General features: G+C 46.4%; 23 protein-coding genes. 15 read left to right on the forward strand and 8 right to left on the reverse strand.

Going from position 1 to position 22925, the window contains the following annotated elements; genetic code table 11:
- Nucleotides 1–72: 72 nt before the first annotated feature.
- Nucleotides 73–714, reverse strand: a complete 642-nt coding sequence (locus tag J4N44_RS00515; protein ID WP_005448522.1) for a DUF2959 domain-containing protein — start codon at nucleotides 712–714, stop codon at nucleotides 73–75.
- 35 nt (nucleotides 715–749) lie between these two features.
- On the opposite strand from J4N44_RS00515, the gene J4N44_RS00520 reads away from it, so the two are divergent.
- The 3 genes from J4N44_RS00520 (at nucleotide 750) to J4N44_RS00530 (ending at nucleotide 3126) form a co-directional block, all read left to right on the forward strand.
- Nucleotides 750–1694, forward strand: coding sequence for a virulence factor BrkB family protein (locus tag J4N44_RS00520; protein ID WP_005448517.1), 945 nt, complete (start codon nucleotides 750–752; stop codon nucleotides 1692–1694).
- Entirely contained in the window at nucleotides 1666–2100 is a 435-nt protein-coding gene (gene dtd / locus J4N44_RS00525) for a D-aminoacyl-tRNA deacylase (RefSeq protein WP_005434513.1), read from the forward strand. Before J4N44_RS00520 ends, dtd begins: the two co-directional genes overlap by 29 nt.
- A 108-nt stretch (nucleotides 2101–2208) precedes the next feature.
- Complete coding sequence (locus tag J4N44_RS00530) at nucleotides 2209–3126, forward strand: bifunctional GNAT family N-acetyltransferase/hotdog fold thioesterase (RefSeq protein ID WP_005448516.1); 918 nt, start codon at nucleotides 2209–2211, stop codon at nucleotides 3124–3126.
- Here J4N44_RS00530 and J4N44_RS00535 read toward each other — a convergent pair.
- The 4 genes from J4N44_RS00535 to hslR form a co-directional block, all read right to left on the reverse strand.
- Nucleotides 3112–5331: an AsmA family protein gene (locus J4N44_RS00535; RefSeq protein ID WP_252044741.1), complete on the reverse strand. Its 2220-nt coding sequence runs from the start codon at nucleotides 5329–5331 to the stop codon at nucleotides 3112–3114. The genes J4N44_RS00530 and J4N44_RS00535 overlap by 15 nt on opposite strands.
- Nucleotides 5332–5495: 164 nt before the next feature.
- Nucleotides 5496–7124 carry a phosphoenolpyruvate carboxykinase (ATP) gene (gene pckA, locus J4N44_RS00540; protein ID WP_005448514.1) on the reverse strand — a complete coding sequence of 543 codons (1629 nt, stop codon included), beginning with the start codon at nucleotides 7122–7124 and terminating at the stop codon, nucleotides 5496–5498.
- A gap of 337 nt (nucleotides 7125–7461) precedes the next feature.
- A complete protein-coding gene (gene hslO / locus J4N44_RS00545) occupies nucleotides 7462–8337 on the reverse strand; it encodes an Hsp33 family molecular chaperone HslO (RefSeq protein WP_005448509.1) in 876 nt (291 codons plus the stop codon).
- Nucleotides 8338–8368: 31 nt separating this feature from the next.
- Nucleotides 8369–8755, reverse strand: coding sequence for a ribosome-associated heat shock protein Hsp15 (hslR, locus tag J4N44_RS00550; RefSeq protein ID WP_005448506.1), 387 nt, complete (start codon nucleotides 8753–8755; stop codon nucleotides 8369–8371).
- A gap of 256 nt (nucleotides 8756–9011) precedes the next feature.
- Between hslR and gspC the strand changes: the two genes are divergently transcribed.
- Genes gspC through J4N44_RS00610 form a run of 12 tightly spaced genes read left to right on the forward strand, consistent with a single transcriptional unit; the run spans nucleotide 9012 to nucleotide 20382 of the window.
- Nucleotides 9012–9935, forward strand: coding sequence for a type II secretion system protein GspC (gene gspC, locus J4N44_RS00555; protein WP_009701537.1), 924 nt, complete (start codon nucleotides 9012–9014; stop codon nucleotides 9933–9935).
- 36 nt (nucleotides 9936–9971) lie between these two features.
- Nucleotides 9972–12008 carry a type II secretion system secretin GspD gene (gene gspD, locus J4N44_RS00560; RefSeq protein ID WP_009698982.1) on the forward strand — a complete coding sequence of 679 codons (2037 nt, stop codon included), beginning with the start codon at nucleotides 9972–9974 and terminating at the stop codon, nucleotides 12006–12008.
- A complete protein-coding gene (gspE, locus tag J4N44_RS00565; protein WP_005448500.1) occupies nucleotides 12001–13503 on the forward strand; it encodes a type II secretion system ATPase GspE in 1503 nt (500 codons plus the stop codon). Before gspD ends, gspE begins: the two co-directional genes overlap by 8 nt.
- A complete protein-coding gene (gspF, locus tag J4N44_RS00570; protein WP_009698980.1) occupies nucleotides 13503–14723 on the forward strand; it encodes a type II secretion system inner membrane protein GspF in 1221 nt (406 codons plus the stop codon). The genes gspE and gspF overlap by 1 nt, the downstream gene beginning before the upstream one ends.
- A gap of 60 nt (nucleotides 14724–14783) precedes the next feature.
- Complete coding sequence (gene gspG / locus J4N44_RS00575; protein WP_005434493.1) at nucleotides 14784–15227, forward strand: type II secretion system major pseudopilin GspG; 444 nt, start codon at nucleotides 14784–14786, stop codon at nucleotides 15225–15227.
- A 31-nt stretch (nucleotides 15228–15258) separates the two neighbouring features.
- Nucleotides 15259–15864 (forward strand): prepilin-type N-terminal cleavage/methylation domain-containing protein, encoded by a 606-nt coding sequence (locus tag J4N44_RS00580; protein WP_033001300.1) that lies wholly within the window; start codon nucleotides 15259–15261, stop codon nucleotides 15862–15864.
- Nucleotides 15845–16240 carry a type II secretion system minor pseudopilin GspI gene (gene gspI / locus J4N44_RS00585; RefSeq protein WP_252044742.1) on the forward strand — a complete coding sequence of 132 codons (396 nt, stop codon included), beginning with the start codon at nucleotides 15845–15847 and terminating at the stop codon, nucleotides 16238–16240. The genes J4N44_RS00580 and gspI overlap by 20 nt, the downstream gene beginning before the upstream one ends.
- Nucleotides 16227–16946 (forward strand): type II secretion system minor pseudopilin GspJ, encoded by a 720-nt coding sequence (gene gspJ, locus J4N44_RS00590; RefSeq protein WP_009702504.1) that lies wholly within the window; start codon nucleotides 16227–16229, stop codon nucleotides 16944–16946. The genes gspI and gspJ overlap by 14 nt, the downstream gene beginning before the upstream one ends.
- The gene (gene gspK / locus J4N44_RS00595) at nucleotides 16939–17949 is read left to right on the forward strand and encodes a type II secretion system minor pseudopilin GspK (RefSeq protein ID WP_252044744.1); all 1011 of its coding nucleotides are present in this window, start codon (nucleotides 16939–16941) and stop codon (nucleotides 17947–17949) included. The genes gspJ and gspK overlap by 8 nt, the downstream gene beginning before the upstream one ends.
- On the forward strand, nucleotides 17918–19120 hold the full coding sequence (gspL, locus tag J4N44_RS00600) for a type II secretion system protein GspL (RefSeq protein ID WP_050921279.1): 1203 nt from the start codon (nucleotides 17918–17920) through the stop codon (nucleotides 19118–19120). The genes gspK and gspL overlap by 32 nt, the downstream gene beginning before the upstream one ends.
- 7 nt (nucleotides 19121–19127) lie before the next feature.
- On the forward strand, nucleotides 19128–19619 hold the full coding sequence (locus J4N44_RS00605) for a type II secretion system protein M (protein ID WP_005448492.1): 492 nt from the start codon (nucleotides 19128–19130) through the stop codon (nucleotides 19617–19619).
- 1 nt (nucleotide 19620) lies between these two features.
- Nucleotides 19621–20382: a type II secretion system protein N gene (locus tag J4N44_RS00610; RefSeq protein ID WP_005448490.1), complete on the forward strand. Its 762-nt coding sequence runs from the start codon at nucleotides 19621–19623 to the stop codon at nucleotides 20380–20382.
- Nucleotides 20383–20671: 289 nt separating this feature from the next.
- Here J4N44_RS00610 and cysQ read toward each other — a convergent pair whose 3' ends face one another.
- From cysQ to nfuA, 3 genes are all read right to left on the reverse strand, one after another.
- Nucleotides 20672–21499: a 3'(2'),5'-bisphosphate nucleotidase CysQ gene (gene cysQ, locus J4N44_RS00615; RefSeq protein WP_005448488.1), complete on the reverse strand. Its 828-nt coding sequence runs from the start codon at nucleotides 21497–21499 to the stop codon at nucleotides 20672–20674.
- A 47-nt stretch (nucleotides 21500–21546) separates the two neighbouring features.
- Nucleotides 21547–22113 (reverse strand): ADP compounds hydrolase NudE, encoded by a 567-nt coding sequence (gene nudE, locus J4N44_RS00620; protein ID WP_009698975.1) that lies wholly within the window; start codon nucleotides 22111–22113, stop codon nucleotides 21547–21549.
- 175 nt (nucleotides 22114–22288) lie between these two features.
- Nucleotides 22289–22873 (reverse strand): Fe-S biogenesis protein NfuA, encoded by a 585-nt coding sequence (gene nfuA / locus J4N44_RS00625; RefSeq protein WP_005448480.1) that lies wholly within the window; start codon nucleotides 22871–22873, stop codon nucleotides 22289–22291.
- Between the last annotated feature and the right edge of the window lie 52 nt (nucleotides 22874–22925).

Raw genomic sequence — 22925 nt, forward strand, 5'->3', positions numbered from 1 at the left:
TAACTGACGGAGCGAGGGATAGTTTGGTCGTTAGATAGCAAAACCTCCTCACGAGGAGGAGGCTTTATCGAATTACTTTTGATTCAGCTGCTGTAAGAACTTATCTGACTCAGCAATCGCGGCATTCATTTGTTTGATTGCGTATTGAATGTCTTTCTCTAGGCTAGAGAATTCACCTTTCAGTGAGCCGATCGCGCTCGCGTTCAAGTTATGCTTGAGGTAAAGCGTGTTGTCACGCAGTGTATTCAATACTGGCGTCATCTTGTCTTCTGCACGCTTCATAGCGTTAAGCATGGTTTTGTAAGAGGCTTTGGTTTCACGCAACTTCTGTTCGCTAGAGCGACGCAGTTTCGCACTGGTGTATAGGTCTAGCTCGCCTTGCCATTCATCAAACAGAGCATCTGACACATCTTCAATTGCAGCAATCCGGTCGCGTACATCTTGCGCCGCTTTTTCACTGTCTTCGTATTTGTCGTTAATGTTGTTGTAGACGCTTTCCAGCTCACCGCCGTCAAAGTTAGTTAACGCAGAAAGAGCTTCTAGCGCGCTGGTGAACTCTTCTTGTGCGTCTTGCTGCGATTCTTTGGCGTCTTCCACACGATCAACCATAATGTCACGTTTGTGGTAACCCACTTGTTCCATTGCTGAATAATATGCGGACTGACATCCTGTCAAAGTGAAAATTGATAGTACAATTGCTAATAAATAAGGCATTCTTATGTCCTCGACGCTAATTTATGGGATGAACTATGAACCAGTTATCAGAGAGTTACAAGGTGAGATTGAGCAAGCTCGTGCCGGGGAGCGTCGCGTTTTTCAAATATTTGCTCAAGCGTATGACGCACGATCGCGTCAACGTTAATGCAGGCTATTTAGCTTACATCACTTTGTTGTCTATTGTGCCGATGTTGACGGTATTGCTGTCGATATTGTCGAAGTTTCCGGTATTTGAGAATGTGGGCGAAACCTTGCAAGGTTACATCATTGATAACTTTGTCCCTGCTTCTGGTGATGCAGTCAGAGTTGCGTTGCAAGAGTTTGTCTCAAACACAGGCAAGATGACCGCCGTAGGTGGTGCGTTCTTGTTTGTTGCCGCTTTGATGCTGATTTCGAATATCGACAAGAACTTAAACTACATTTGGCGAGTGAAAGATAAACGTCGTCCTGTGTTTTCTTTCTCCATGTATTGGATGGTGTTGACCCTTGGTCCGATTCTAGTCGGCGCGAGTATTGCAGCGACCTCCTACGTGACATCGCTAAAGCTGATTGAAAACGAAACCTTATCGGGCGCTTACAACCTGTTTTTACGTTGGTTACCTTTACTGTTGTCCTTCTTTGCGTTCATGGGGTTGTACTTCTTAGTGCCAAACAAAAAGGTTTACCTATCCCATGGTGCGGTTGGTGCTGCCATTGCCGCTGTGCTGTTTGAACTGAGTAAGAAAGGCTTTGCTTTCTACATTACTCAATTCCCGTCATATCAGCTGATTTACGGTGCGCTCGCTGCGATTCCGATCCTGTTTGTGTGGGTGTATCTGTGCTGGCTGATCGTATTGATTGGGGCGGAAGTGACTGCTGCTCTGGGGGAAAGAGAGCACTGGAGTGACGACCTAGAAATGATACACTCGACCGCTGAATTGCAATTAACAGATGAAGGAAGCGAGAGTCGTGATAGCGCTAATTCAACGAGTCAGTGAAGCCGCCGTTCGTGTAGACGGTGAAGTTGTCGGTGAAATCGACCAAGGTCTACTTGTCCTACTTGGTGTAGAGAAGGACGATGATGAAGCAAAAGCAAAACGTTTGATGGAGCGCGTAACCACGTATCGTGTGTTTGAAGACGATGAAGGCAAAATGAACCTTAACGTCAAACAAGTGAACGGTAAGGTTTTGGTGGTGTCTCAATTTACGTTACCAGCGGATACCAAAAAAGGCACTCGCGCAGGCTTTTCTCGTGGCGCGCACCCTGCGGATGCAGAACGTCTGTATGACTATTTCTCGGATTTGTGTGAGCAAGAACTGCCAACACAACGCGGTCGCTTCGCGGCAGATATGAAAGTGTCATTAATTAATGACGGTCCAGTGACTTTTTGGCTACAGGTCTAATCTGGCAACCACAACATCATGGTCTAAGCTTTAAGCCCAAGTAAATTGAATTTGCTTGGGTATTTTCTCCTAAGGCTTTCATTTGATTTGTACTTTCAAAGGATTGATATGTTCAAACTCATAACTCCAAAAACAGAAAATCAGCTCAACAAGTACTATCAATTTCGTTGGCAGTTGCTGCGCGAACCTTGGCGTATGCCTGTAGGCTCCGAGCGTGATGAGTACGATGGCATGAGCCATCACCGCATGATTACCGACAGTCGTGGTCGTCCGATGGCGATTGGTCGTTTGTACATCACCCCAGATAACGATGGTCAGATCCGCTATATGGCGGTGAAGAACAACCGTCGTAGTAAAGGCATGGGCTCATTAGTGCTGGTGGCGCTTGAGTCGTTAGCTCGACAAGAAGGGGCGAAGCGTCTGGTGTGTAATGCCCGTGAAGATGCGATTGCCTTCTATGAGAAGAATGGTTTTGAGCGTCGCGGTGAGCTGACCGATGAACGTGGTCCCGTGCGTCACCAACAAATGGTTAAACAGCTTGACCCAATGGCGGATGTGCTACGTCGTCCTGATTGGTGTACCGAGCTGCAACAGCGTTGGGAAGCGCAGATCCCGATTGCAGACAAAATGGGGATCAAAATTAACCAGTACACTGGCTATCAGTTTGAATGCAGTGCGCAGCTCAATCCAAACCTGAACCCGCACAACACCATGTTTGCCGGTTCTGCGTTTACCCTAGCAACGCTAACTGGCTGGGGCATGACGTGGCTGTTGATGAAAGAGCGCGGTTTGCACGGTGATATTGTGTTGGCGGATAGCTCGATTCGTTATCGCCATCCTGTTGAAGAGAACCCAGTCGCGAGCACGTCGTTAGATGGTATCAGTGGTGACTTGGATAGACTTGCTTCAGGTCGTAAAGCGCGTATCGTTATCCACGTAGTGATTTACAGTGGAGATGTGCCTGCCGTGGATTTTGTAGGCACATACATGCTGCTGCCAAATTACTCTAAGCTACTCAGCTGTTAGATTATTAGGCGCTGGTGTTTCTTGTGGCGCATCTTGGTTTTCTGATGCGCCTAGTTCTGTCTTGGTTTTATCTGTTGCTTGATTGGCATGTTCTTCGGAGCCCTTTTCTTCTGAGGTCTGCGCTTCAAGGCTTGAATCTTTAGTTACGTCTTTTTGTTCTGAGATAAGTTGCTCTTCTGAATGCGGCGCTACGGCTGATTCTTGTTCTTCCTCTACAACCTCACTTAACTCTTCCTCATATTGTTCTAAGTTGATGGGATCAATACTGGTGCGGCTTGTTGTTTTTGACGAGCTCTGTTCTGATTCTGCTGGTTTTACTGATTCAGTCTGTTTTGATGTATTTGTGCATTCATTTGTTTTGACTTCGCCATTCAGCACATCACCTTGGATCGAACCACATGCTTCTTGGAGTTGGTAAATCACGCCACTTAACGGGTTGTTCGCCATATCAAACTCACCAGACAGATTGCCCGAGATGGCTTCGCCTGAAATGGTCACCGGTTGAAGCTCAACAGCACCACGTTGAGCTGCCAAACGCAAAGGGCTCAAAGTGATCGCTGTGAGTGAATCATCCGATTGTGACTTTAAGGTGGTATCACGTAAGTTGGCTTCCACTTCGCCCGATAAGCTGTAAGCAAGCATGTTTTGATCGCCGGCTAAGCCTTTTAAGTCGAGACTTAGATCTGAGAAGCCATTGACCGCGAGCACTGTTGGCAAATAGGGGTGAAGCAATTGCAAGGGAATCCCATCGGCGTTGAGACTCAACGCCCAAGGTTGGCTGGTGGTGCTGAGATCGATTTGCCCTAAGCCTTCGATATAGCCTTGCTCTAACGGTGCAAACAAACGTGTCAGTTGCCACAAGCCATTGTCACTCTGTGTAGAAATGGCTGCGTGTGATGTGATTACTTGATCGTAACTTGCGTTTACCACGCTAGCATCAAGCTTACCGTTCCAAATTCCCCAGTGACCATTGCGGTGTTTTACTTCGAGCTGGTCACCTTCCAAATTCAAGCCAGAAAGCTGCCAGTAAGGTTGTTTAGATAACTGGATAACTTGGCTGCGTTCAATCTCTAACTGCTTCACATCGACTTGCTGGAGCCTTTCTGTGGCGATTTGCCACCAGTCGGTCTTATCGTCAGGTTGGATAGCCCATTTCAATTCATTGATGGTTGCGCTGTTGATTTTCCAATGCTGTGGCTCGAACTCACCAGATACCTGCACACTACCTTGCTGCCAATCAAAGCTTAGCTCTTGTAGTTGGATTGACTCCGGCTTGAGTTGGGCGTTCAAACGAGGCTCAACTGCGGTTTGGTCTTGGAAACTGACGCTGTCAGCTTGCAAAGAAACCTGTGCTGTTGTTTTCCAAAATGACAGTGGCAGAGAGGCGTTTTCTACTGATAACTCAAGGTTTTGCCAATGCCAATCTCCGTACTCAATATCTGCATTCAGGAGATCGAGGCTGTTGATATGGTTGATATTAATTGGCAACGCTTGCCATGGTTTAGCGAGTAAAGATTGCAACTGTAGGTTATCGATTTTCAGCTTATCAAGGGTCACATTCACCAGTGACCAGCCTTGTGGGTACTGTTCGCCTTGTCCTGAGACTTCACTGCCACGCCAGTTAAATGAAGCGCCGTAAAGCGTGCTGTCTTGGGCTTTGTAATCCAAGTCTATAAGCAACTTATCGAAAGCTTCGCCATTCCAATACAATTGATCAGCCGAAAGTTGAACCTCACCATAAGGTATTTGCTGAGCATCGCTCGACCAAATTGGGTTTTGGATCTGTACATTCAAGCCATTAATGCTGAATGCATCATCTGCGTAATCGATGTTCTTTAACGCGATTTGATGGAAATAAACATTGCTGAGCGTCGGCAATGTTGGCATGCCGTGTTGCAGGCTCAGACCATCAATCAACAGACTGTCGACAATCCAATTTCCGTCACGACGGACATCGGGGTTCAGCCATAGATCGACTTGCTCAATGAACGGCAAGTTTTTTTGTTTTTTCGCCACTCCATTGAGGGTGAGGTGATAAGGAAATTCGTATTGCACGTTATCTGCATGCAGCGGTAGATCGACTAGATCAGAAAATAGATTCCATGTTTGGCGAGAATAAGAGGTGGTCAGCATCCCCACAAAGACAACCGGAATTGCAATCGTCACTATGAGTATAAGAAGTAGAATTCGAACTGCTGTTTTCATCCCTGCCAAAACCTGTAAGTAATATGAAGTAAGTGTGAGAGTCTCGACTTACTAAGATAGGTTTAAGCTTGTATCAATCTTGAGGCAGATTCAATAAAAAGCCCCTCAAAAGAGGGGCTTGACGATTATTTTTGTAGCTAAGTCACGAAGAGTTAGCGAGTGGTCTAGTCGAGTTGAGGACCTGCAGCCACTAGTGATTTACCTTCTGCGTTGTCAGTGTACTTATCAAAGTTGTTGATGAAGCGCTCTGCCAAGTCTTTTGCTTTGCTTTCCCATTGTAATGGGTCAACGTAGGTATCACGTGGGTCAAGGATGCTTGGGTCCACGCCAGGAAGTGAAGTAGGCACTTCTAGGTTGAAGATAGGAATATGCTTAGTCTTCGCATCCTCAATTGAGCCATCAAGGATTGCATCGATAATGCCGCGTGTATCTTGGATAGAGATACGCTTGCCGCTGCCATTCCAACCAGTGTTCACTAGGTAAGCTTCTGCACCTGCTGCTTCCATACGTTTCACTAGCACTTCTGCGTACTTAGTTGGGTGTAGAGTTAGGAATGCTGCACCAAAACATGCTGAGAAGGTTGGCGTCGGCTCCGTGATGCCACGCTCAGTACCTGCTAGCTTAGCGGTAAAGCCAGACAAGAAGTGGTACTTAGTTTGCTCAGGTGTCAGTTTAGACACAGGAGGAAGTACGCCGAACGCATCAGCCGATAGGAAGATCACTTTGTTTGCGTGACCGCCTTTCGATACTGGTTTAACGATATTGTCGATGTGATGCAGTGGGTAAGACACACGAGTGTTTTCAGTCTTAGAACCATCATCAAAGTCGATAGAACCATCGCTACGAACCGTTACGTTCTCTAATAGCGCATCACGGCGGATAGCATTGTAGATATCAGGCTCAGCTTCTTTAGATAGCTTAATGGTCTTCGCGTAACAGCCGCCTTCGAAGTTGAATACGCCGTCGTCATCCCAACCATGCTCGTCATCACCAATTAGTGCACGTTTAGGATCAGTAGATAGGGTAGTTTTACCTGTGCCAGACAGACCGAAGAAGATTGCTACATCGCCTTCTTCACCCATATTTGCACTACAGTGCATTGATGCGATGTCTTTCAGCGGAAGGAAGTAGTTCATCATGGCGAACATACCTTTCTTCATTTCGCCGCCGTACCAAGTACCGCCGATCAACTGAGTGCGCTCTGTTAGGTTGAATACGGTGAAGTTTTCAGAGTTCAAACCGTGCTCTTCCCACTTCTCGTTCGTGCATTTCGCGCCGTTCATTACGACGAAATCAGGTTCAAACGTTGCCAACTCTTCTTCTGTTGGACGGATGAACATGTTTTTCACGAAGTGTGCTTGCCATGCAACTTCTGTGATCACTCGAATGCTCAAACGAGTGTCTGGGTTTGCACCACAATAACCGTCAATCACAAATAGACGCTTACCTGAAAGCTGGTTGGTCACTAGCTCTTTTAGGTCGTCCCATACTTCTTTGTTGATTGGTTTGTTGTCGTTTTTCACTGCGTCAGAAGTCCACCACATGTGCTCTTCTGTCGTTGCATCTTTAACAATGTACTTATCTTTTGGTGAGCGACCAGTAAAGATACCAGTGTCTACGGCAACCGCGCCGAGTTCTGTAACCACACCACGTTCATAACCTGTTAGGTCAGCACGGGTCTCTTCCTCAAACAGCATTTCGTAGCTTGGGTTGCGAACAACCTCTTTAACGTTATGCAGTCCGTGTTTGGTTAGATCAAGTGTTGCAGCCTTTGTATGTTCCATAACGGTCATAGGTGCTCCTTATAAGGATTTTTGTAGGGATTTTGTAAGAATGTTTTAATTTTTATCTGCTCACCATGCTAGCAACGGGGCGGGGAGAAAACAGGGATATAGTTCAAAAATTATCCATGATTTCAATGTGGTTTTAGGTAACCCGTCACATATTGGTGCGAATAGTTTATCGTGGGCGCAAACCTTTGCGCTAGGGCAAAAGAATTATTAATTATTTAAAATTAAGCGGTTGCTTTATTACGTGGAAAGCCAAGTTATACGAGGGTTTGATCACAAAAAGGCCAGCGTTGCGCTGGCCTTTTGAAGGGTAAATTACATGCTTGTTAAGCTATGAAAATTAATGCACGGTTTTATTGTCTGAAGTTGCCTGCGTATACAGTTCGGTAATTTCAGGTTCGTCGAACGTGTATGACGTGCCGCAGTAATCACAATGTAAAGAAATTGATCCTTCTTCGGCTAAAATGTCATAAATTTCAGTTTTATCAACAGTAATGATCGCTGCACCGCTACGCTCACGAGAACAACCACAGTGGAATTCCACCGGTTGCGGTTCGTATAGGCGAACAGAATCTTGGTTGTATAGACGGTAAAGCAGTTCATTTGCAGGTAGTGTGAACAGCTCTTCGTTTTTCACTGTCGCAGTCAGTTGCTCTAGGTGCTCAAAGTCTTCAGGTGTACCCGTACCATCTGGCATTACCTGAATCATCATACCTGCTGCGTGCTTTTTGCCCTCATGTTCACCAGTGCGGATCCAAAGACGTGTTTTTAGCTGTTCTGAGTTTGCGAAGTAACCTTCGATAACGTCAGCTAGTGTTTCACCTTCCAGACCAACCACGCCTTGGTAGCGTTCGCCTTTTTTAGGTTCGATGGTGATCACCAGGTAGCCTTTACCCATCATGTCGTGCAGGCTTGCGTCTTCAGCAATGTCGCCTTCCCAACGTGCAACGCCGCGGATCTTCTGATCGTGGTCGCCGTTAATGACAGCTAGTGATACAGGACCATCACCTTGTAGTTGGATAGTGATTGAGCCTTCGAACTTCAAAGTTGCAGTTAAAAGAGTGGTTGAAACGAGTAGCTCACCCAACAGTTTTTGCAGTGCTGCCGGATATTCCTTGCTGGAGATAATACGTTGGTATGCTTCATCCAATTGAACCAACTCGCCACGTACTGAAAGATCTTCGAATAGGTAGCGGTTTAAAACATTATTTGCCATGGAGTGCTTTCCTCGTCGGTAATTCCGGCTTTTATTGGTGTTTGAACTTGATGATGTCGCGGCGCTGCTTCTTATCTGGGCGGCGTTCCGGACTTGGGTTGTGGGCGTTGAGTTTGCGCTGCATCGCATGCTCTTCACGTTGGCTGATGCTTGATTCAGTCTCGCGATATAGCGTTTGAGCGATAGGTGCGCCTCGGCGTTGATCAGAGATTTTCTCGATGATCACCGTCTTCTCTTCGTTACCTTGACGAAGGCGAATCTCAGCACCCAATTCAACGATTTTACTTGGTTTGCTTCGTTGCCCATTATAGTGGACTTTACCGCCATCGACCATATTACGAGCGATAGAGCGGGTTTTATAGAATCTGGCAGCCCACAGCCATTTATCTAGCCTTACGGCTTCATTTACGGAACTCATAGAACTCTGTGCAATCTAATCACTGCATTAATGGCGCAGTGACTGGTGGATTATTCACCTACAGATGGTGCCAAGGCTGTTTTTTTTCAAGGGAGTTGGCAAAAACGGCATAAGAAAAAGGTATGAAAAGGAACTTGTGATATAGTTCACTGCTCTTTGTTGAGTAGTAATTTTATTGCAATTTTAGCAAGATAGGGTCGACATTCTTTGACTTATACTTAAGGTCGACGGACGTAAGAATAAAGGAATCAATTCAGTGAAGCGTTTAGAGCTAAGTGCAGGATTAGCAAGCAGCCCGCTACTGGCTCAGATTAAGTCCAACAATCACACCATTCAAGCGAAACTTAGTGTGCTTCTTACTTGTCTATTTATAGCCATGACGGGTTGGATACTTGGCAAAGTGGTGTGGCTAGCAATGCCTCAAACTTCTGATGTGGCTCAATGGAAGCCGTCAGCAAGTGCTGTTGCGTCAACGAGTAAAAAAGACGCGATTGATTTTAACGCCCTCCAAAATGCCAATTTGTTCGGGAAGTACACTGAGCAAAAGCCGGTCGTAATAGAACAACCTGTCGTGCAAGATGCGCCTAAAACCCGCTTAAACCTAACACTTGTTGGTGCAGTTGCGAGCAGCAACGCAAAAACGAGTTTGGCGGTTATTGCCAATCGAGGTAAGCAAGCGACATATGGTATTGGCGAAGAAATTGACGGCACACGAGCAGAATTAAAAGCGGTATTGGTCGATCGCGTGATCATTGACAACCAAGGTCGAGACGAAACCTTGATGCTACAAGGCATTGAGTACAGCAAACTGTCTGAAAGTCGACCGGTTAATCAACCCAAAGCTCAAAAAGCAAATAACTCATCCGCAGTGAGTGAAAAGGTTGATCAAATCCGCGCGGAAATTGCTAAAGATCCGCAAAGCGTATTCAAGTACATCAACATTTCTCCGGTTAAAAAAGACGGAGGGATTGTCGGCTATCGCGTTTCACCAGGACGTGATGCGGCACTGTTTAATGATGTCGGTCTAAAAGCTGGTGATATTGCGGTGCAATTAAACGGGATCGATTTAAGTGATCCATCATCTTCAGTAGAACTGATGCAAGTGATGAACGATCCGCAAGAATTGAATTTGACTGTTGAGCGTGATGGCCAACAGTACGACATCTATATCCAATTGTAATACTTAGGCAACCAGCGTAAGTTCAGGGAGACATACGTGAAACATTGGTTTAGCAAAAGTGCTTGGTTACTAGCAGGTACACTACTCTGCGCACCGGGTGCGATGGCGAACGAGTTTAGTGCTAGCTTCAAAGGCACAGACATTCAAGAATTCATCAACATTGTTGGTCGTAACCTAGAGAAGACCATCATCGTTGACCCATCGGTACGCGGCAAAATCGACGTACGCAGCTACGACGTTCTTAACGAAAAGCAATACTATAGCTTCTTCCTTAACGTTCTTGAGGTGTATGGCTATGCTGTTGTGGAAATGGACAACGGCGTACTGAAAGTCATCAAGGCGAAAGATTCAAAAACCTCTGCGATTCCAGTTTTGGGCGATGACAGTGCGCAAGGCGACAGCGTGATTACACGTGTGGTAGCGGTGCGTAACGTATCGGTTCGTGAATTATCGCCACTACTGCGTCAACTTATCGATAATGCGGGCGCGGGTAACGTCGTGCACTATGACCCTGCTAACATCATTTTGATCACAGGTCGTGCTGCGGTGGTTAACCGCCTTGCTGAAATCATCAAGCGTGTTGACCAAGCGGGTGACAAAGAGATCGAAGTGGTTGAGCTGCGTAATGCATCTGCTTCTGAAATGGTTCGTATCGTTGATGCCCTGAACAAAACGACGAACCAAAAAAGCACACCTGAATTCCTAGAACCAAAAATCGTAGCGGATGAGCGTACCAACTCAATCCTGATTTCTGGTGACCCAAAAGTACGTGCTCGTCTGAAGCGTTTGATTCGTCAACTTGATGTCGAAATGGCGACTAAAGGTAACAACCGCGTGGTGTACCTCAAGTACGCTAAAGCAGAAGACCTAGTTGATGTACTAAAAGGTGTCTCTGACAACCTACAGGCTGAGAAGCAAGCAGGTCAAAAAGGTGGTTCATCTTCTGCAAAACGTGGTGAAGTGGTGATTGCAGCTCATGAGGCAACTAACTCGCTCGTACTGACAGCTCCGCCAGATATCATGATGGCACTGCAGGACGTGATTTCTCAGTTGGATATCCGTCGTGCGCAAGTATTGATTGAAGCGCTAATCGTTGAAATGTCGGAAGGTGATGGTATTAACCTTGGCGTTCAATGGGGCTCGTTGGAAACGGGTGCGGTTATCCAATACGGCAACACTGGTGCACCGATTGGTCAGGTGATGGTTGGTTTGGAAGAAGCGAAAGATACGACTGAAAAGAAACCGATTCGTGACTCAGATACTGGTGCGATTAAGTACTACGAAGAAACGACAGTGAAAGGTGACTATTCGACCCTAGCATCCGCTCTTGGTGGTGTTAACGGTGCAGCAATGAGCATCATGATGGGTGACTGGACTGCACTGATTACGGCAGTGTCATCGGACTCAAACTCAAACATTCTGTCCTCTCCAAGCATTACTGTAATGGATAACGGTGAAGCGTCATTCATTGTTGGTGAGGAAGTGCCAGTAATTACTGGTTCTACTGCTGGTTCAAACAATGACAATCCATTCCAAACGGTCGATCGTAAGGAAGTGGGTATCAAACTGAAAGTGGTTCCTCAGATCAACGAAGGTGACTCTGTTCAACTGAACATTGAACAAGAAGTTTCTAACGTGCTAGGTGCAAATGGTGCTGTTGACGTGCGTTTTGCTAAGCGCCAATTGAACACTTCAGTAATGATTCAAGACGGTCAAATGCTGGTTCTTGGTGGTCTAGTTGATGAGCGTGCGCTTGAAAGTGAATCTAAAGTGCCACTGCTGGGCGATATTCCAGTGCTTGGTCATCTGTTTAAATCAACCAGCACACAAACTGAGAAGCGTAACTTGATGGTGTTCATCAAGCCGACCATTATCCGTGATGGTATGACGGCTGATGGTATTACGCAGCGTAAGTACAACTTCATCCGTGCTGAGCAGCTATACAAAGCACAAGAAGGTTTGAAACTGATGGATGATTCAAACATTCCAGTGATGCCTGAATTTGGTCAGGAACGTAAGCACCCTGCTGAAATCCAAGCCTTCATCGATCAGATGGTAAAGAATAATGGTTGATATGTTAGACACTGCGCCAAGTATGCGCCGTCTGCCATTCAGTTTTGCCAACCGCTTTAAACTGGTATTGGAGACGGAGCACCCTGAGCGCCCTCCAATTCTATATTACGTAGAGCCGCTCAATCCTGCGGCTCTCGTTGAAGTACGCCGAGTTCTAAAACAAAACTTTATCCCTCAAGCGATGGATAAAGAAGCGTTCGACAAAAAGCTCACTGAAGCTTATCAGCGAGACTCTTCTGAAGCTCGTCAGTTGATGGAGGACATTGGTGCAGACAGTGATGACTTCTTCTCTTTAGCGGAAGAGTTGCCGCACGATGAAGACTTGTTGGAGTCTGAAGATGATGCACCAATCATCAAGTTGATTAACGCCATGCTTGGTGAAGCGATCAAAGAAGGGGCGTCGGATATCCATATCGAGACGTTTGAGAAAACCCTTTCGATTCGTTTCCGTGTTGATGGTGTATTGCGTGAAGTCTTAACCCCAAGCCGTAAGCTCGCTCCTTTGCTGGTTTCTCGTGTGAAGGTAATGGCGAAGCTTGATATTGCAGAAAAACGCGTACCTCAAGATGGTCGTATTTCGCTGCGTATTGGTGGTCGTGCAGTAGACGTGCGTGTATCGACCATGCCTTCATCACATGGTGAACGTGTCGTAATGCGTCTGTTGGATAAGAACGCGACTCGTCTTGATCTACACAGCTTAGGTATGACGCCGTCTGTGCATGATAACTTCCGTCATTTGATTGGTCGTCCTCATGGCATCATATTGGTGACCGGTCCGACAGGTTCGGGTAAGTCGACCACCTTGTATGCTGGCTTACAAGAGATCAACAGCAACGAGCGCAACATTCTTACCGTTGAAGACCCGATTGAATTTGATATTGATGGCATCGGTCAAACGCAAGTGAACCCGAAGGTCGACATGACGTTTGCGCGTGGTTTGCGTGCGATTCTTCGTCAAGACCCAGACGTCGTGATGGTCGGTGAGATCCGTGACTTAGAAACCGCACAGATTGCTGTACAAGCGTCTTTGACTGGTCACTTAGTAATGTCAACGCTACACACCAATACCGCAGTTGGCGCAATCACGCGTCTGCGCGATATGGGTATCGAACCATTCCTGATTTCTTCTTCGCTATTGGGCGTGCTAGCTCAGCGCCTAGTTCGTACACTTTGTTCTGACTGTAAAGAACCATACGAAGCGGATAAAGAACAGAAGAAGCTGTTTGGTTTAGAAGAACACGAATCATTGACTTTGCATCGTGCTAAAGGTTGTGAAGTGTGTAACCAGAAGGGTTACCGAGGACGTACTGGTATTCATGAACTGCTGATGGTGGATGAGAAGGTTCAAGAGCTGATCCACAGTGAAGCGGGTGAGCAAGAAATTGAGAAAGCCGTACGTGCACACACACCAAGTATTCGTAGTGATGGTTTAAGTAAGGTCCACCGTGGTATCACTTCTCTTGAAGAAGTCATGCGAGTGACCAAGGAAGCGTAATGGCAGCATTTGAATACAAAGCGCTGGATGCGAAAGGCAAACAAAAGAAAGGCACTATTGAAGGGGATAACGCCCGTCAGGTGCGCCAACGCCTAAAAGAGCAGGGCATGATCCCAGTTGAGGTGATGGAAGCCAAAGCGAAAGCCGCTAAGTCTTCAGGTGGTTCGGTTGGCTTCAAACGTGGTATCAAAACCGCAGAACTTGCCTTGATTACTCGTCAGCTATCAACGCTTGTACAATCTGGTATGCCATTGGAAGAGTGTTTAAAAGCAGTTTCCGAGCAAGCTGAAAAGCCACGTATTCGTTCGATGATCGCAGCCGTGCGCTCAAAAGTGACGGAAGGTTATCCGCTGGCAGACAGTTTGGGTGATTACCCACATGTGTTTGATGAGCTATTTCGTTCTATGGTGGCTGCTGGTGAAAAATCTGGTCACTTAGATGCGGTACTGGAGCGATTAGCGGAATACGTAGAAAACCGCCAGAAGATGCGTAATAAACTGCTTCAAGCCATGATTTACCCTGTGGTACTTGTGGTGTTTGCGGTGGGTATCGTGTCGTTACTGCTTTCTTCTGTGGTGCCGAAAATCATCGAACCAATCATTCAAATGGGGCAAGAGTTACCACAGTCGACGCAAGTATTGTTGTCAGCCAGTGAATTTGTCCAAGAATGGGGTTTAATCATCTTTGTTGTGTTGGTGGTGTTTTTCTATGGCTTGAAGCTCGCACTGCAAAGACCCAATTTCCGTTTAGCATGGGACAGAAAAATCCTCAGTCTGCCTTTGCTAGGCAAAATCTCTCGAGGTCTTAATACGTCTCGATTTGCGCGCACGTTATCGATTTGTACTTCAAGTGCGATTCCTATTCTTGAAGGTATGCGCGTCGCGGTGGACGTTATGTCAAACCGATACGTGAAACAACAGGTCTTAGTGGCGGCTGACAACGTACGTGAAGGTGCAAGTCTGCGCAAAGCGTTGGATCAAACTCGCTTGTTTCCACCAATGATGCTGCACATGATTTCTAGTGGTGAGCAGAGTGGTGAACTAGAGAGCATGCTAACCCGTGCGGCTGACAACCAAGACCAAAACTTTGAATCTACAGTGAATATCGCTTTGGGGATTTTCACTCCAGTGTTAATTGCACTGATGGCTGGTCTCGTTCTTTTCATCGTAATGGCGACATTGATGCCAATGTTGGAAATGAATAACTTGATGAGCGGATAAAATTCGAGTTAAGTCGTGTCTATTGATGGCACGGCTTGAATCTAACTTTCGGAGAAAATAATGAAATTTAAGCGCAGTAAGCAACAAGGCTTCACTCTATTAGAAGTAATGGTTGTTGTTGTTATTCTAGGTATTTTGGCGAGTGTTGTTGTTCCTAACCTACTAGGTAACAAAGAAAAAGCAGACCAACAAAAGGCGATCACAGACATCGTGGCATTGGAAAACGCGTTGGACATGTACAAGCTGGATAACAGCGTTTACCCAACGACAGACCAAGGTCTAGATGCATTGGTGAATAAGCCTTCTAACCCAGAGCCACGTAACTACCGTGACGGTGGCTACATCAAGCGTCTACCATCTGATCCATGGGGCAACGAGTACCAGTACCTAAGCCCTGGTGACAATGGCACGATTGATATCTTTACTCTAGGCGCTGATGGTCAAGAAGGCGGCGAAGGTCCGGCTGCAGATATCGGCAACTGGAACATGCAAGATTTCCAATAAGCCCTCGCTTAAACCAGCACTAATGAAAAAAATGCAAAAACACCTCGGTTTTACATTGATAGAAATTCTATTGGTGCTGGTTTTGTTATCTCTTACCGCTGTCGCGGTGATCGCAACTTTGCCTACCAGTCAAAAAGACCTTTCCAAACAATACGCGCACAGTTTTTTTCAGCGCTTACAACTGCTTAATGAAGAAGCAGTACTAAGTGGCAAAGATTTTGGTTTGCGTGTTGATGACGTTAAATCTACCTACACTTTGTTGAGCTTGACCCAAGATGGCTGGCAACCACTGGAATTAAAGCAGATCCCAAGTGAAACCAAGCTTGAGGGGGATATTTCTCTGCAGTTGGATTTAGGTGGTGGTGCGTGGGATAAAGACGATCGACTGTTCGAACCTGGCTCCTTGTTTGATGAAGACATGTTTGCCGAGGAAGAGGACAAAAAGAAAAAGAAAGTGAAGCCACCTCAAGTGTTCATTTTCTCTAGTGCAGAGATTACGCCTTTCACTCTGTCATTCTTCCCTGAAGAGGGAGATGCATTTAACGATGGCTGGCGGATCATTGGTAAAGAGACTGGCGAGATAGAGTTATTAGCGCCAGGAGAAGAAGCAGAAGACGATGACAATACGACATTCTAAGCCAAATCGTATTGGCACATCGCACTGCAATACTCGAGGTATGACATTACTTGAGGTGTTAGTCGCACTTGCGATTTTTGCCACAGCCGCGATCAGTGTGATCCGCTCTGTGAGCCAACACATCAATACGGTCAGTTATTTAGAAGAAAAAATGTTTGCAGCTATGGTTGTGGATAACCAAATGGCGAATGTGATGCTCTCAACGGAAAAGCTTAAAGCAAAGAACGGTACTGAAGAGCTAGCAGGGCGCACTTGGTATTGGAAAATCACACCCGTTGCTACCACGCAGCCATTGCTGAAAGCATTTGATGTCAGTATCGCGACTGAGAAAAACGCGAGCCCAGTGGTTACGGTGAGAAGTTATGTTGCGCAGTAAGATTCAACGTATCAACAAACACCGCAAACGCAATCAACGTGGTTTTACTTTGATTGAAGTACTGGTGTCGATTGCCATTTTTGCCAGCATGAGTGTTGCTGCTTACCAAGTCGTGTCACAAGTGCAGCGCAGCAATGTGTTGTCCCAAGAGCGTACTCAGCGCCTTAATGAGCTGCAACGTGCGATGGTGATGATGGATAACGATTTTCGCCAAATGGCAATGCGTCAGATGCGTACCAATGGCGAAGAACCATCAAAGCAACTACTGTTTTGGTCAGATTATCTGCTTGATTCAGATGCAAAAGGCGTGATGTTTGCTCGTCTAGGTTGGCACAACCCACAACAGCAATTTCCACGTGGTGAAGTCACGAAAGTGGGCTATCGCATTAAAGATGAAGTGCTGCAACGTGTGTGGTGGCGATACCCAGATACGCCAACAGGGCAAGAAGGGATCGTGACGCCTTTACTCACTCAGGTCGAAGAATTCGATATGCGCTTTTATGATGGAAAGTCATGGAAGAAAGAATGGGCAAGTAGCAGTGAGTTACCTAAAGCGGTATCGGTTATTTTGAAGCTAAAAGACTATGGTGAGATCACTCGCACCTATCTGACGCCGGATGGAAAACTTGCGTCAAGTAGCCAAGATAACTCTGGCGGTAGCAACTCGTCTGGGGGTAACAACTCCTCTGGAGGTAATAATGGCTAGTCGTCAACGTGGGGTCGCGCTCCTTATCGTTTTGATGCTACTTGCCATCATGACGACAGTCGCCGCAAGTATGTCAGAGCGACTGTTTTTGCAGTTTCAACGCGCTTCAAACCAGATTAATTATCAGCAGGCGTATTGGTACAGCTTAGGGATAGAGGCTCTAGCCGAAATTGGTATTGAGCAAAGTTACAAAGACAGCGATACCATTAATTTAAGTCAGCCGTGGGCGATCAAAGAGCAGGTTTATCCGCTCGACTATGGTCAAGCCGCTGGTCGTATTATCGATAAACAGGCGTGCTTTAACTTGAACGTATTGGCAAGTGTCCAACCTAACGGCGCGCAAGCAACTCGCCCATACTTAGTGCAAGTTTTTCAACGCTTGATGGAAGAAATGGACGTTGAACCTTACCAAGCTGAAGTGATTGCCGATTCTACATGGGAATATGTTGATAGTGATAGCACAGTGCGTTCTACGGCAGGTGTGGAAGATAGCACCTATGAAGCGATGAAACCCCAATACTTGCCACCAAATGGATGGATGGCGGATGCGAGTGAGTTACGTGCGGTTTACCAAGTGAGTGGCGATATCTATCAGAAGATAGCCCCAATGGTTTGTGCGCTCCCAAGCGATGATTGGCGTTTGAACGTAAACACAATTGACGTTGAACAAGCACCGATCTTAGTTGCGATGTTTACGCCCGGCTTGAGTAGCAGCGATGCGGTGCAACTGATAGAAAAGCGTCCTTTTGATGGTTGGGATAGCGTTGATGAATTTTTAGCTGAGTCGGAATTAGCTGGCTTAAGTGGTGATGTAAAGAAAAATGCCAAAGGTTATTTGGGAGTAGACAGCTCCTTCTTTGAGCTGGATGCACAGGTGCTGGTGGATGAATCCCGAGTACGTATTCGAAGCCTTTTGCAAAGTACAAATAGAGAAACGGTGACTGTCGTTCGCCGTCGTTTTGGAGGAATCAGTGAGCGAGTTTCTGACCGTTCGGCTGAGTAGCGAACAACAAAGTACCATTCCATGGTTGGTGTGGTCGACACAACAGCAAGAAGTGATTGCCAGTGGTGAAATTGCCGGATGGGAACATCTGGACGAACTGGTAGCCTACGCTGATCAGCGCCAAATTGTTGCGCTGTTAGCCAGTAATGATGTTGTGTTAACAGAAGTAGATATCCCACCAGGCGCATCGCGTCAGTTTGACAGCATGCTGCCATATCTGGTGGAAGACGAAGTCGCGCAAGACGTGGACAACCTGCATTTCACAGTATTAAACAAGCAAGCAGAAACAGCACAAGTGTGTGCAGTGGAGCGAGCTTGGATTCAGACCATTTTGCAGCGTTTCTCCAGCCAAGGTCTTGTGATCAAGCGTATGTTGCCTGATGTTTTGGCAATGCCTGCGAATGATGAAAACAGTTCGGCTGCAATGCTAGGCGACCAATGGTTAATTCGTCATTCTGACACTCAAGGTGCTGTGGTGGATGCATCCTGGCTCGATCTGTATTTATCCGCTTACCTTCAAAGTCATGAAGGTTGGAAGCTTGATTGCTACAGCTCTGCACCAGAATCAACGGTGCCAGATATCTGGGTAGCAAAACCAGAAGAAATGACCATGGCACTGCTGGCGAAAGGGGTTGCAGAGAGCAAAATCAATCTCCTTACTGGCGCTTTTAAACCGAAATCCTCGTGGGGCAAGTACGTTAAGGTATGGCAGAAAACGGCGATTGCCGCTGGTGTGTTGTTGGTAGTACTTGTTGGTCAACAATTGTTGATGGTTCATAAATACGAAGCGCAAGCACAAGCGTATCGCGAAGAAAGTGAACGTATTTTCCGTCAAATATTCCCGAATAAGCGTCGTATTCCGACAGTCAGCTACTTGAAGCGTCAAATGACCGATGAAGAACGCCGTTTATCTGGTGGATCGAGTGATGTGGCGATGCTGTCTTGGATCGCGGCACTGCCAACGACTCTGGGACAGGTGAATGATCTGCAAATCACCAGCTTTAAATATGACGGTCAACGTGGCGAAGTTCGTATTCAAGCGAGCAGCTCTGACTTCCAGCCATTTGAACAAGCACGTGTGAAACTGGCGGAGAAGTTTAACGTCGAACAAGGTCAACTGAACCGCAACGGCAACGTTGTGATGGGCAGTTTTGTGTTGAAGCGTCAGTGAGGTGATGATGAAGAATTTAATCGCACAAGCTCAAGCTTGGTGGAGCAGCATCTCGCAACGTGAGCAACGTCTGGTGATGGGCGGTAGCATTATTGCTGTCCTTGGCATCATTTACTGGGGCCTTTTACAGCCAATGAATCAACGAGCTGAATTAGCTCAGTCTCGAATTCAAAGTGAGAAACAACTGCTAACTTGGGTACAAGATAAAGCCGATGATATTACCGCACTACGTAAAAGTGGCGGTGTTAGCTTTTCCAATCAACCATTGAACCAAGTGGTGTCTTCATCTGCGCGCCGCTACAAAGTTGAACTGATCCGTGTACAACCGCGTAATGATAGCGTTCAGGTGTGGATTAAGCCTCTGGCATTCAATCAGATGGTGGATTGGTTGCGTTATCTAAAAGAACAACAAGGGATTGAGGTGGAATTCCTAGACATCGACCGTACTGAGCAAGCAGGTATGATCGACGTAAACCGCCTGCAATTTAAGCGAGGTTAAGGTGAAAAAAGCTGTTCTTTACGTTGTTATTTTTATTGCCTTTTTCTCGACTAGTTTAATTGCTGGTTTGCCAATCTCTTGGGTACTACAACAAGTGCCTATGGTGCGAGGTTTAGATATTCAAGGTGCGCAAGGCACGGTTTGGCAAGGTAGCGCATCCAATGTGCGTTGGCAGCGTCAAAACCTGGGAGAATTGAACTGGGACTTCCAACTGTCGGGGTTATTTACCGGTAAAGCCGAGTTTGCGGTACGTTTTGGTCGCGGTAGCGATATGGACGTTCGTGGACGAGGTTTGGTTGGCTACAGCCTTACCAGTGGTCCGTATGCTGAAAACTTAGTCGCATCTATTCCTGCGGCAAAAGTGGTTGAACAGGCACGCCTTCCAGTTCCTGTTGGGGTGGAAGGGCAACTTGAACTGAACATCCGCCATGCGACATACGCAGCACCTTGGTGTAAGACTGCGGAAGGCACGTTAGTTTGGAGTGCGAGTGGTATTCAAAGCCCGCTAGGTAGCCTTGAACTTGGGCCTGTCATTGCCGATTTGAACTGCAAAGACAGCGTATTATCAGCGTCTGGCGAACAGAAAAGCCAACAAGTATCAGCGGCGTTTTCCGCTGAGCTCATGCCAAATCAGCGTTACTCAACGAAAGCTTGGTTTAAACCAGGAGCGGAGTTCCCATCGGGTATGAGCGATCAACTAAAATGGCTGGGTAACCCTAACTCGCAAGGTCAATACGAGTTTGATTACAAAGGGCGTTTCTAGCCAAATCTGTCATTCAGAACATTATTAAAGAGCTGCCAGTGTGCAGCTCTTTTTGCTTTTGGATCATGGTAGGCTAAACCCTCTATTTGCTGTACGAAAACTTAGTTGGTTATTAGTTTGATCTTTAACCTTATGATTTTTATGTGAATAATGCGGCTTTGTGCAGGTTGGTAAGCATTTGGATCATAGTAGGCCAAATACTCCTAACGCTGTACAAAAGGCAAAAAGAAAGGCCACGAAGTGAATTCGTGACCTTCTTTCTCATTGATATAGTCAGGTTGAGTGGCGATCAATCTTTGTGTTGTAGAATCTCATTCCAAGGCAAATCAGCATCGCCAAGTACGATAAAGTTTGGGTTCTCCAACGTCTCGCGCTCATTGTAAGATAGCGGTTCAAGTTGCGTACTGAGAATTCGTCCGCCCGCTTCTTCTACAATGCATTGTGTAGCAGCGGTATCCCACTCGCCAGTTGGACCTAGACGTAAATAACAGTCCACTGCACCTTCAGCAACAAGGCACGCTTTGAGTGCGGCAGAGCCAAGTGGAATCAAATCGTAATTCCAAGCGCTACTCATGCGGCTCGTGATGCGGTTAATGTCTTGACGACGGCTGATCGCGATAGCAATGTTTTGTCCAGGTTGCTCATGTTTATGAGTGTGGATTTTTACACTTTCAGACATGTCTGGAATCTTCCACGCGCCCTTACCGTTGTATGCATAATACGTAACACCAGAAACCGGACCGTAGACTACGCCCATGGTGGGTTTGTTGTTGTCGATAAGCGCAATAATGGTTGCAAAGTCGCCGCTGCGTGCGATGAACTCTTGTGTGCCATCAAGTGGGTCGACTAACCAGTAGCGTTCCCATTGTGCACGCTGCTCTAAGCTGATATCTGCAGCTTCTTCAGAAAGCACCGGGATATCTGGCGTCAACTCACTTAAACGCTCGGTGATCAGCTTGTGCGCCGCGATATCTGCGCTGGTGACTGGGGTCTCGTCACTTTTAGTGTATGCTTCGTACTGCTTTTTCTCGTATATATCGAGAATCAATTGTCCTGCGCTGCGAGCAATTTCGATGACTTGCGGAAGCAGGTGAGATAAATCTTTTGTCATTGGCATAAGTAATGGTCCTTTCTCACTATTATGGTCCAGCTCTTCGGCTGTGATTAATTTTGTTTGTGAGTGGTGTTTTGTAAGTGTTTCAGTGCCAACATCAACGCTGTGATGCTTCGTGCTTCACAAAAATCTAAGTGCGTTAATAGTTCTTCCGCTTGCGCTAATGGCCAGCGAACGATTTCTAATGGTTCTGGCTCATCACCTTCTTGTTTCTCTGGGTATAGGTTTTGTCCCAAGAACAGCGTCATTTTGCTCGAGAAGTAAGAAGGCGCAAGGATCACTTGTTTTAAGGGTGTTAGCTCATGAGAACCAAAACCAATTTCTTCTTTTAACTCTCGATCTGCTGCTTCTATCGGTGTTTCTCCAGGGTCGATAAGACCTTTCGGAAAGCCCAGTTCGTAGCGTTCTGTGCCCGCTGCGTATTCACGTACTAGCAGTAAGTCACCTTGCTCAGTGATAGGCACTACCATCACGGCATCGCGACCACTTGGTTTCATGCGCTCGTAAGTACGCAGTTCACCATTAGAGAAGCGAAGGTCGAGGGCTTCCACTGCAAACAGCTTAGATTGTGCGACCGTCTGACAAGAGAGTATCTCTGGTGGGGTCCTTTTCGACATAGCGCTGGCTCCTTAGTGTCGTTTACTCAGCGAGAGAAATGAGATTTCTTAATATATGAGAAGAAAGCTCGAGTTTCTAGCGTGATGATTCAGCTTAACTCAATTGAAAACAAAAATGGGAGGCAAACGCCTCCCATTTCTCGTCGATATGCATCGCTAACAAGCCATGAACGACTTAGTAGTAAGAGTGATCACCACGATCGTGCTCTGTTGCATCGCGAACTGCCGTCAGTTCACCAACGAATTGGTTTAGAAGTTCTTTTTCAATGCCTTCTTTTAGCGTTACATCGACCATTGAACAGCCGTTACAACCGCCGCCGAATGCAACGATTGCTATGCCATCGTCTGTGATTTCAACTAGATTTACGTGACCACCGTGACCTGCAAGTTGTGGGTTCACTTGAGTTTGGATTACGTACTCAACACGTTCTACAAGTGGAGCGTCGTCCGCCACTTTACGCATTTTTGCGTTTGGCGCTTTTAGTGTTAGCTGAGAACCCATTTTGTCTGTCACAAAGTCGATTTCAGCGTCTTCTAGAAACGGTAGGCTTAGCTCGTCAACGTAAGCTGAAAAACCGCTGTAAGGGATTTCAGTGTCAGTACCTTCAATGGCTTCTGGTGGGCAGTAAGACACGCCACACTCTGCGTTTTGTGTTCCTGGGTTCACGACGAAAATACGAATGTTTGTGCCTTCAGGCTGTTGACCTAAAAGGTTGGCGAAATGCGTTTGCGCAGTTTCTGTAATAGTAATATTTGACACGACGAATACCTGAGTAATTTTGTAGGCTATTGCTGCTATTCTACTCCTGTTG

It is taken from the genome of Vibrio sp. SCSIO 43155 (assembly GCF_023716605.1).
GTDB lineage: Bacteria > Pseudomonadota > Gammaproteobacteria > Enterobacterales > Vibrionaceae > Vibrio > Vibrio harveyi.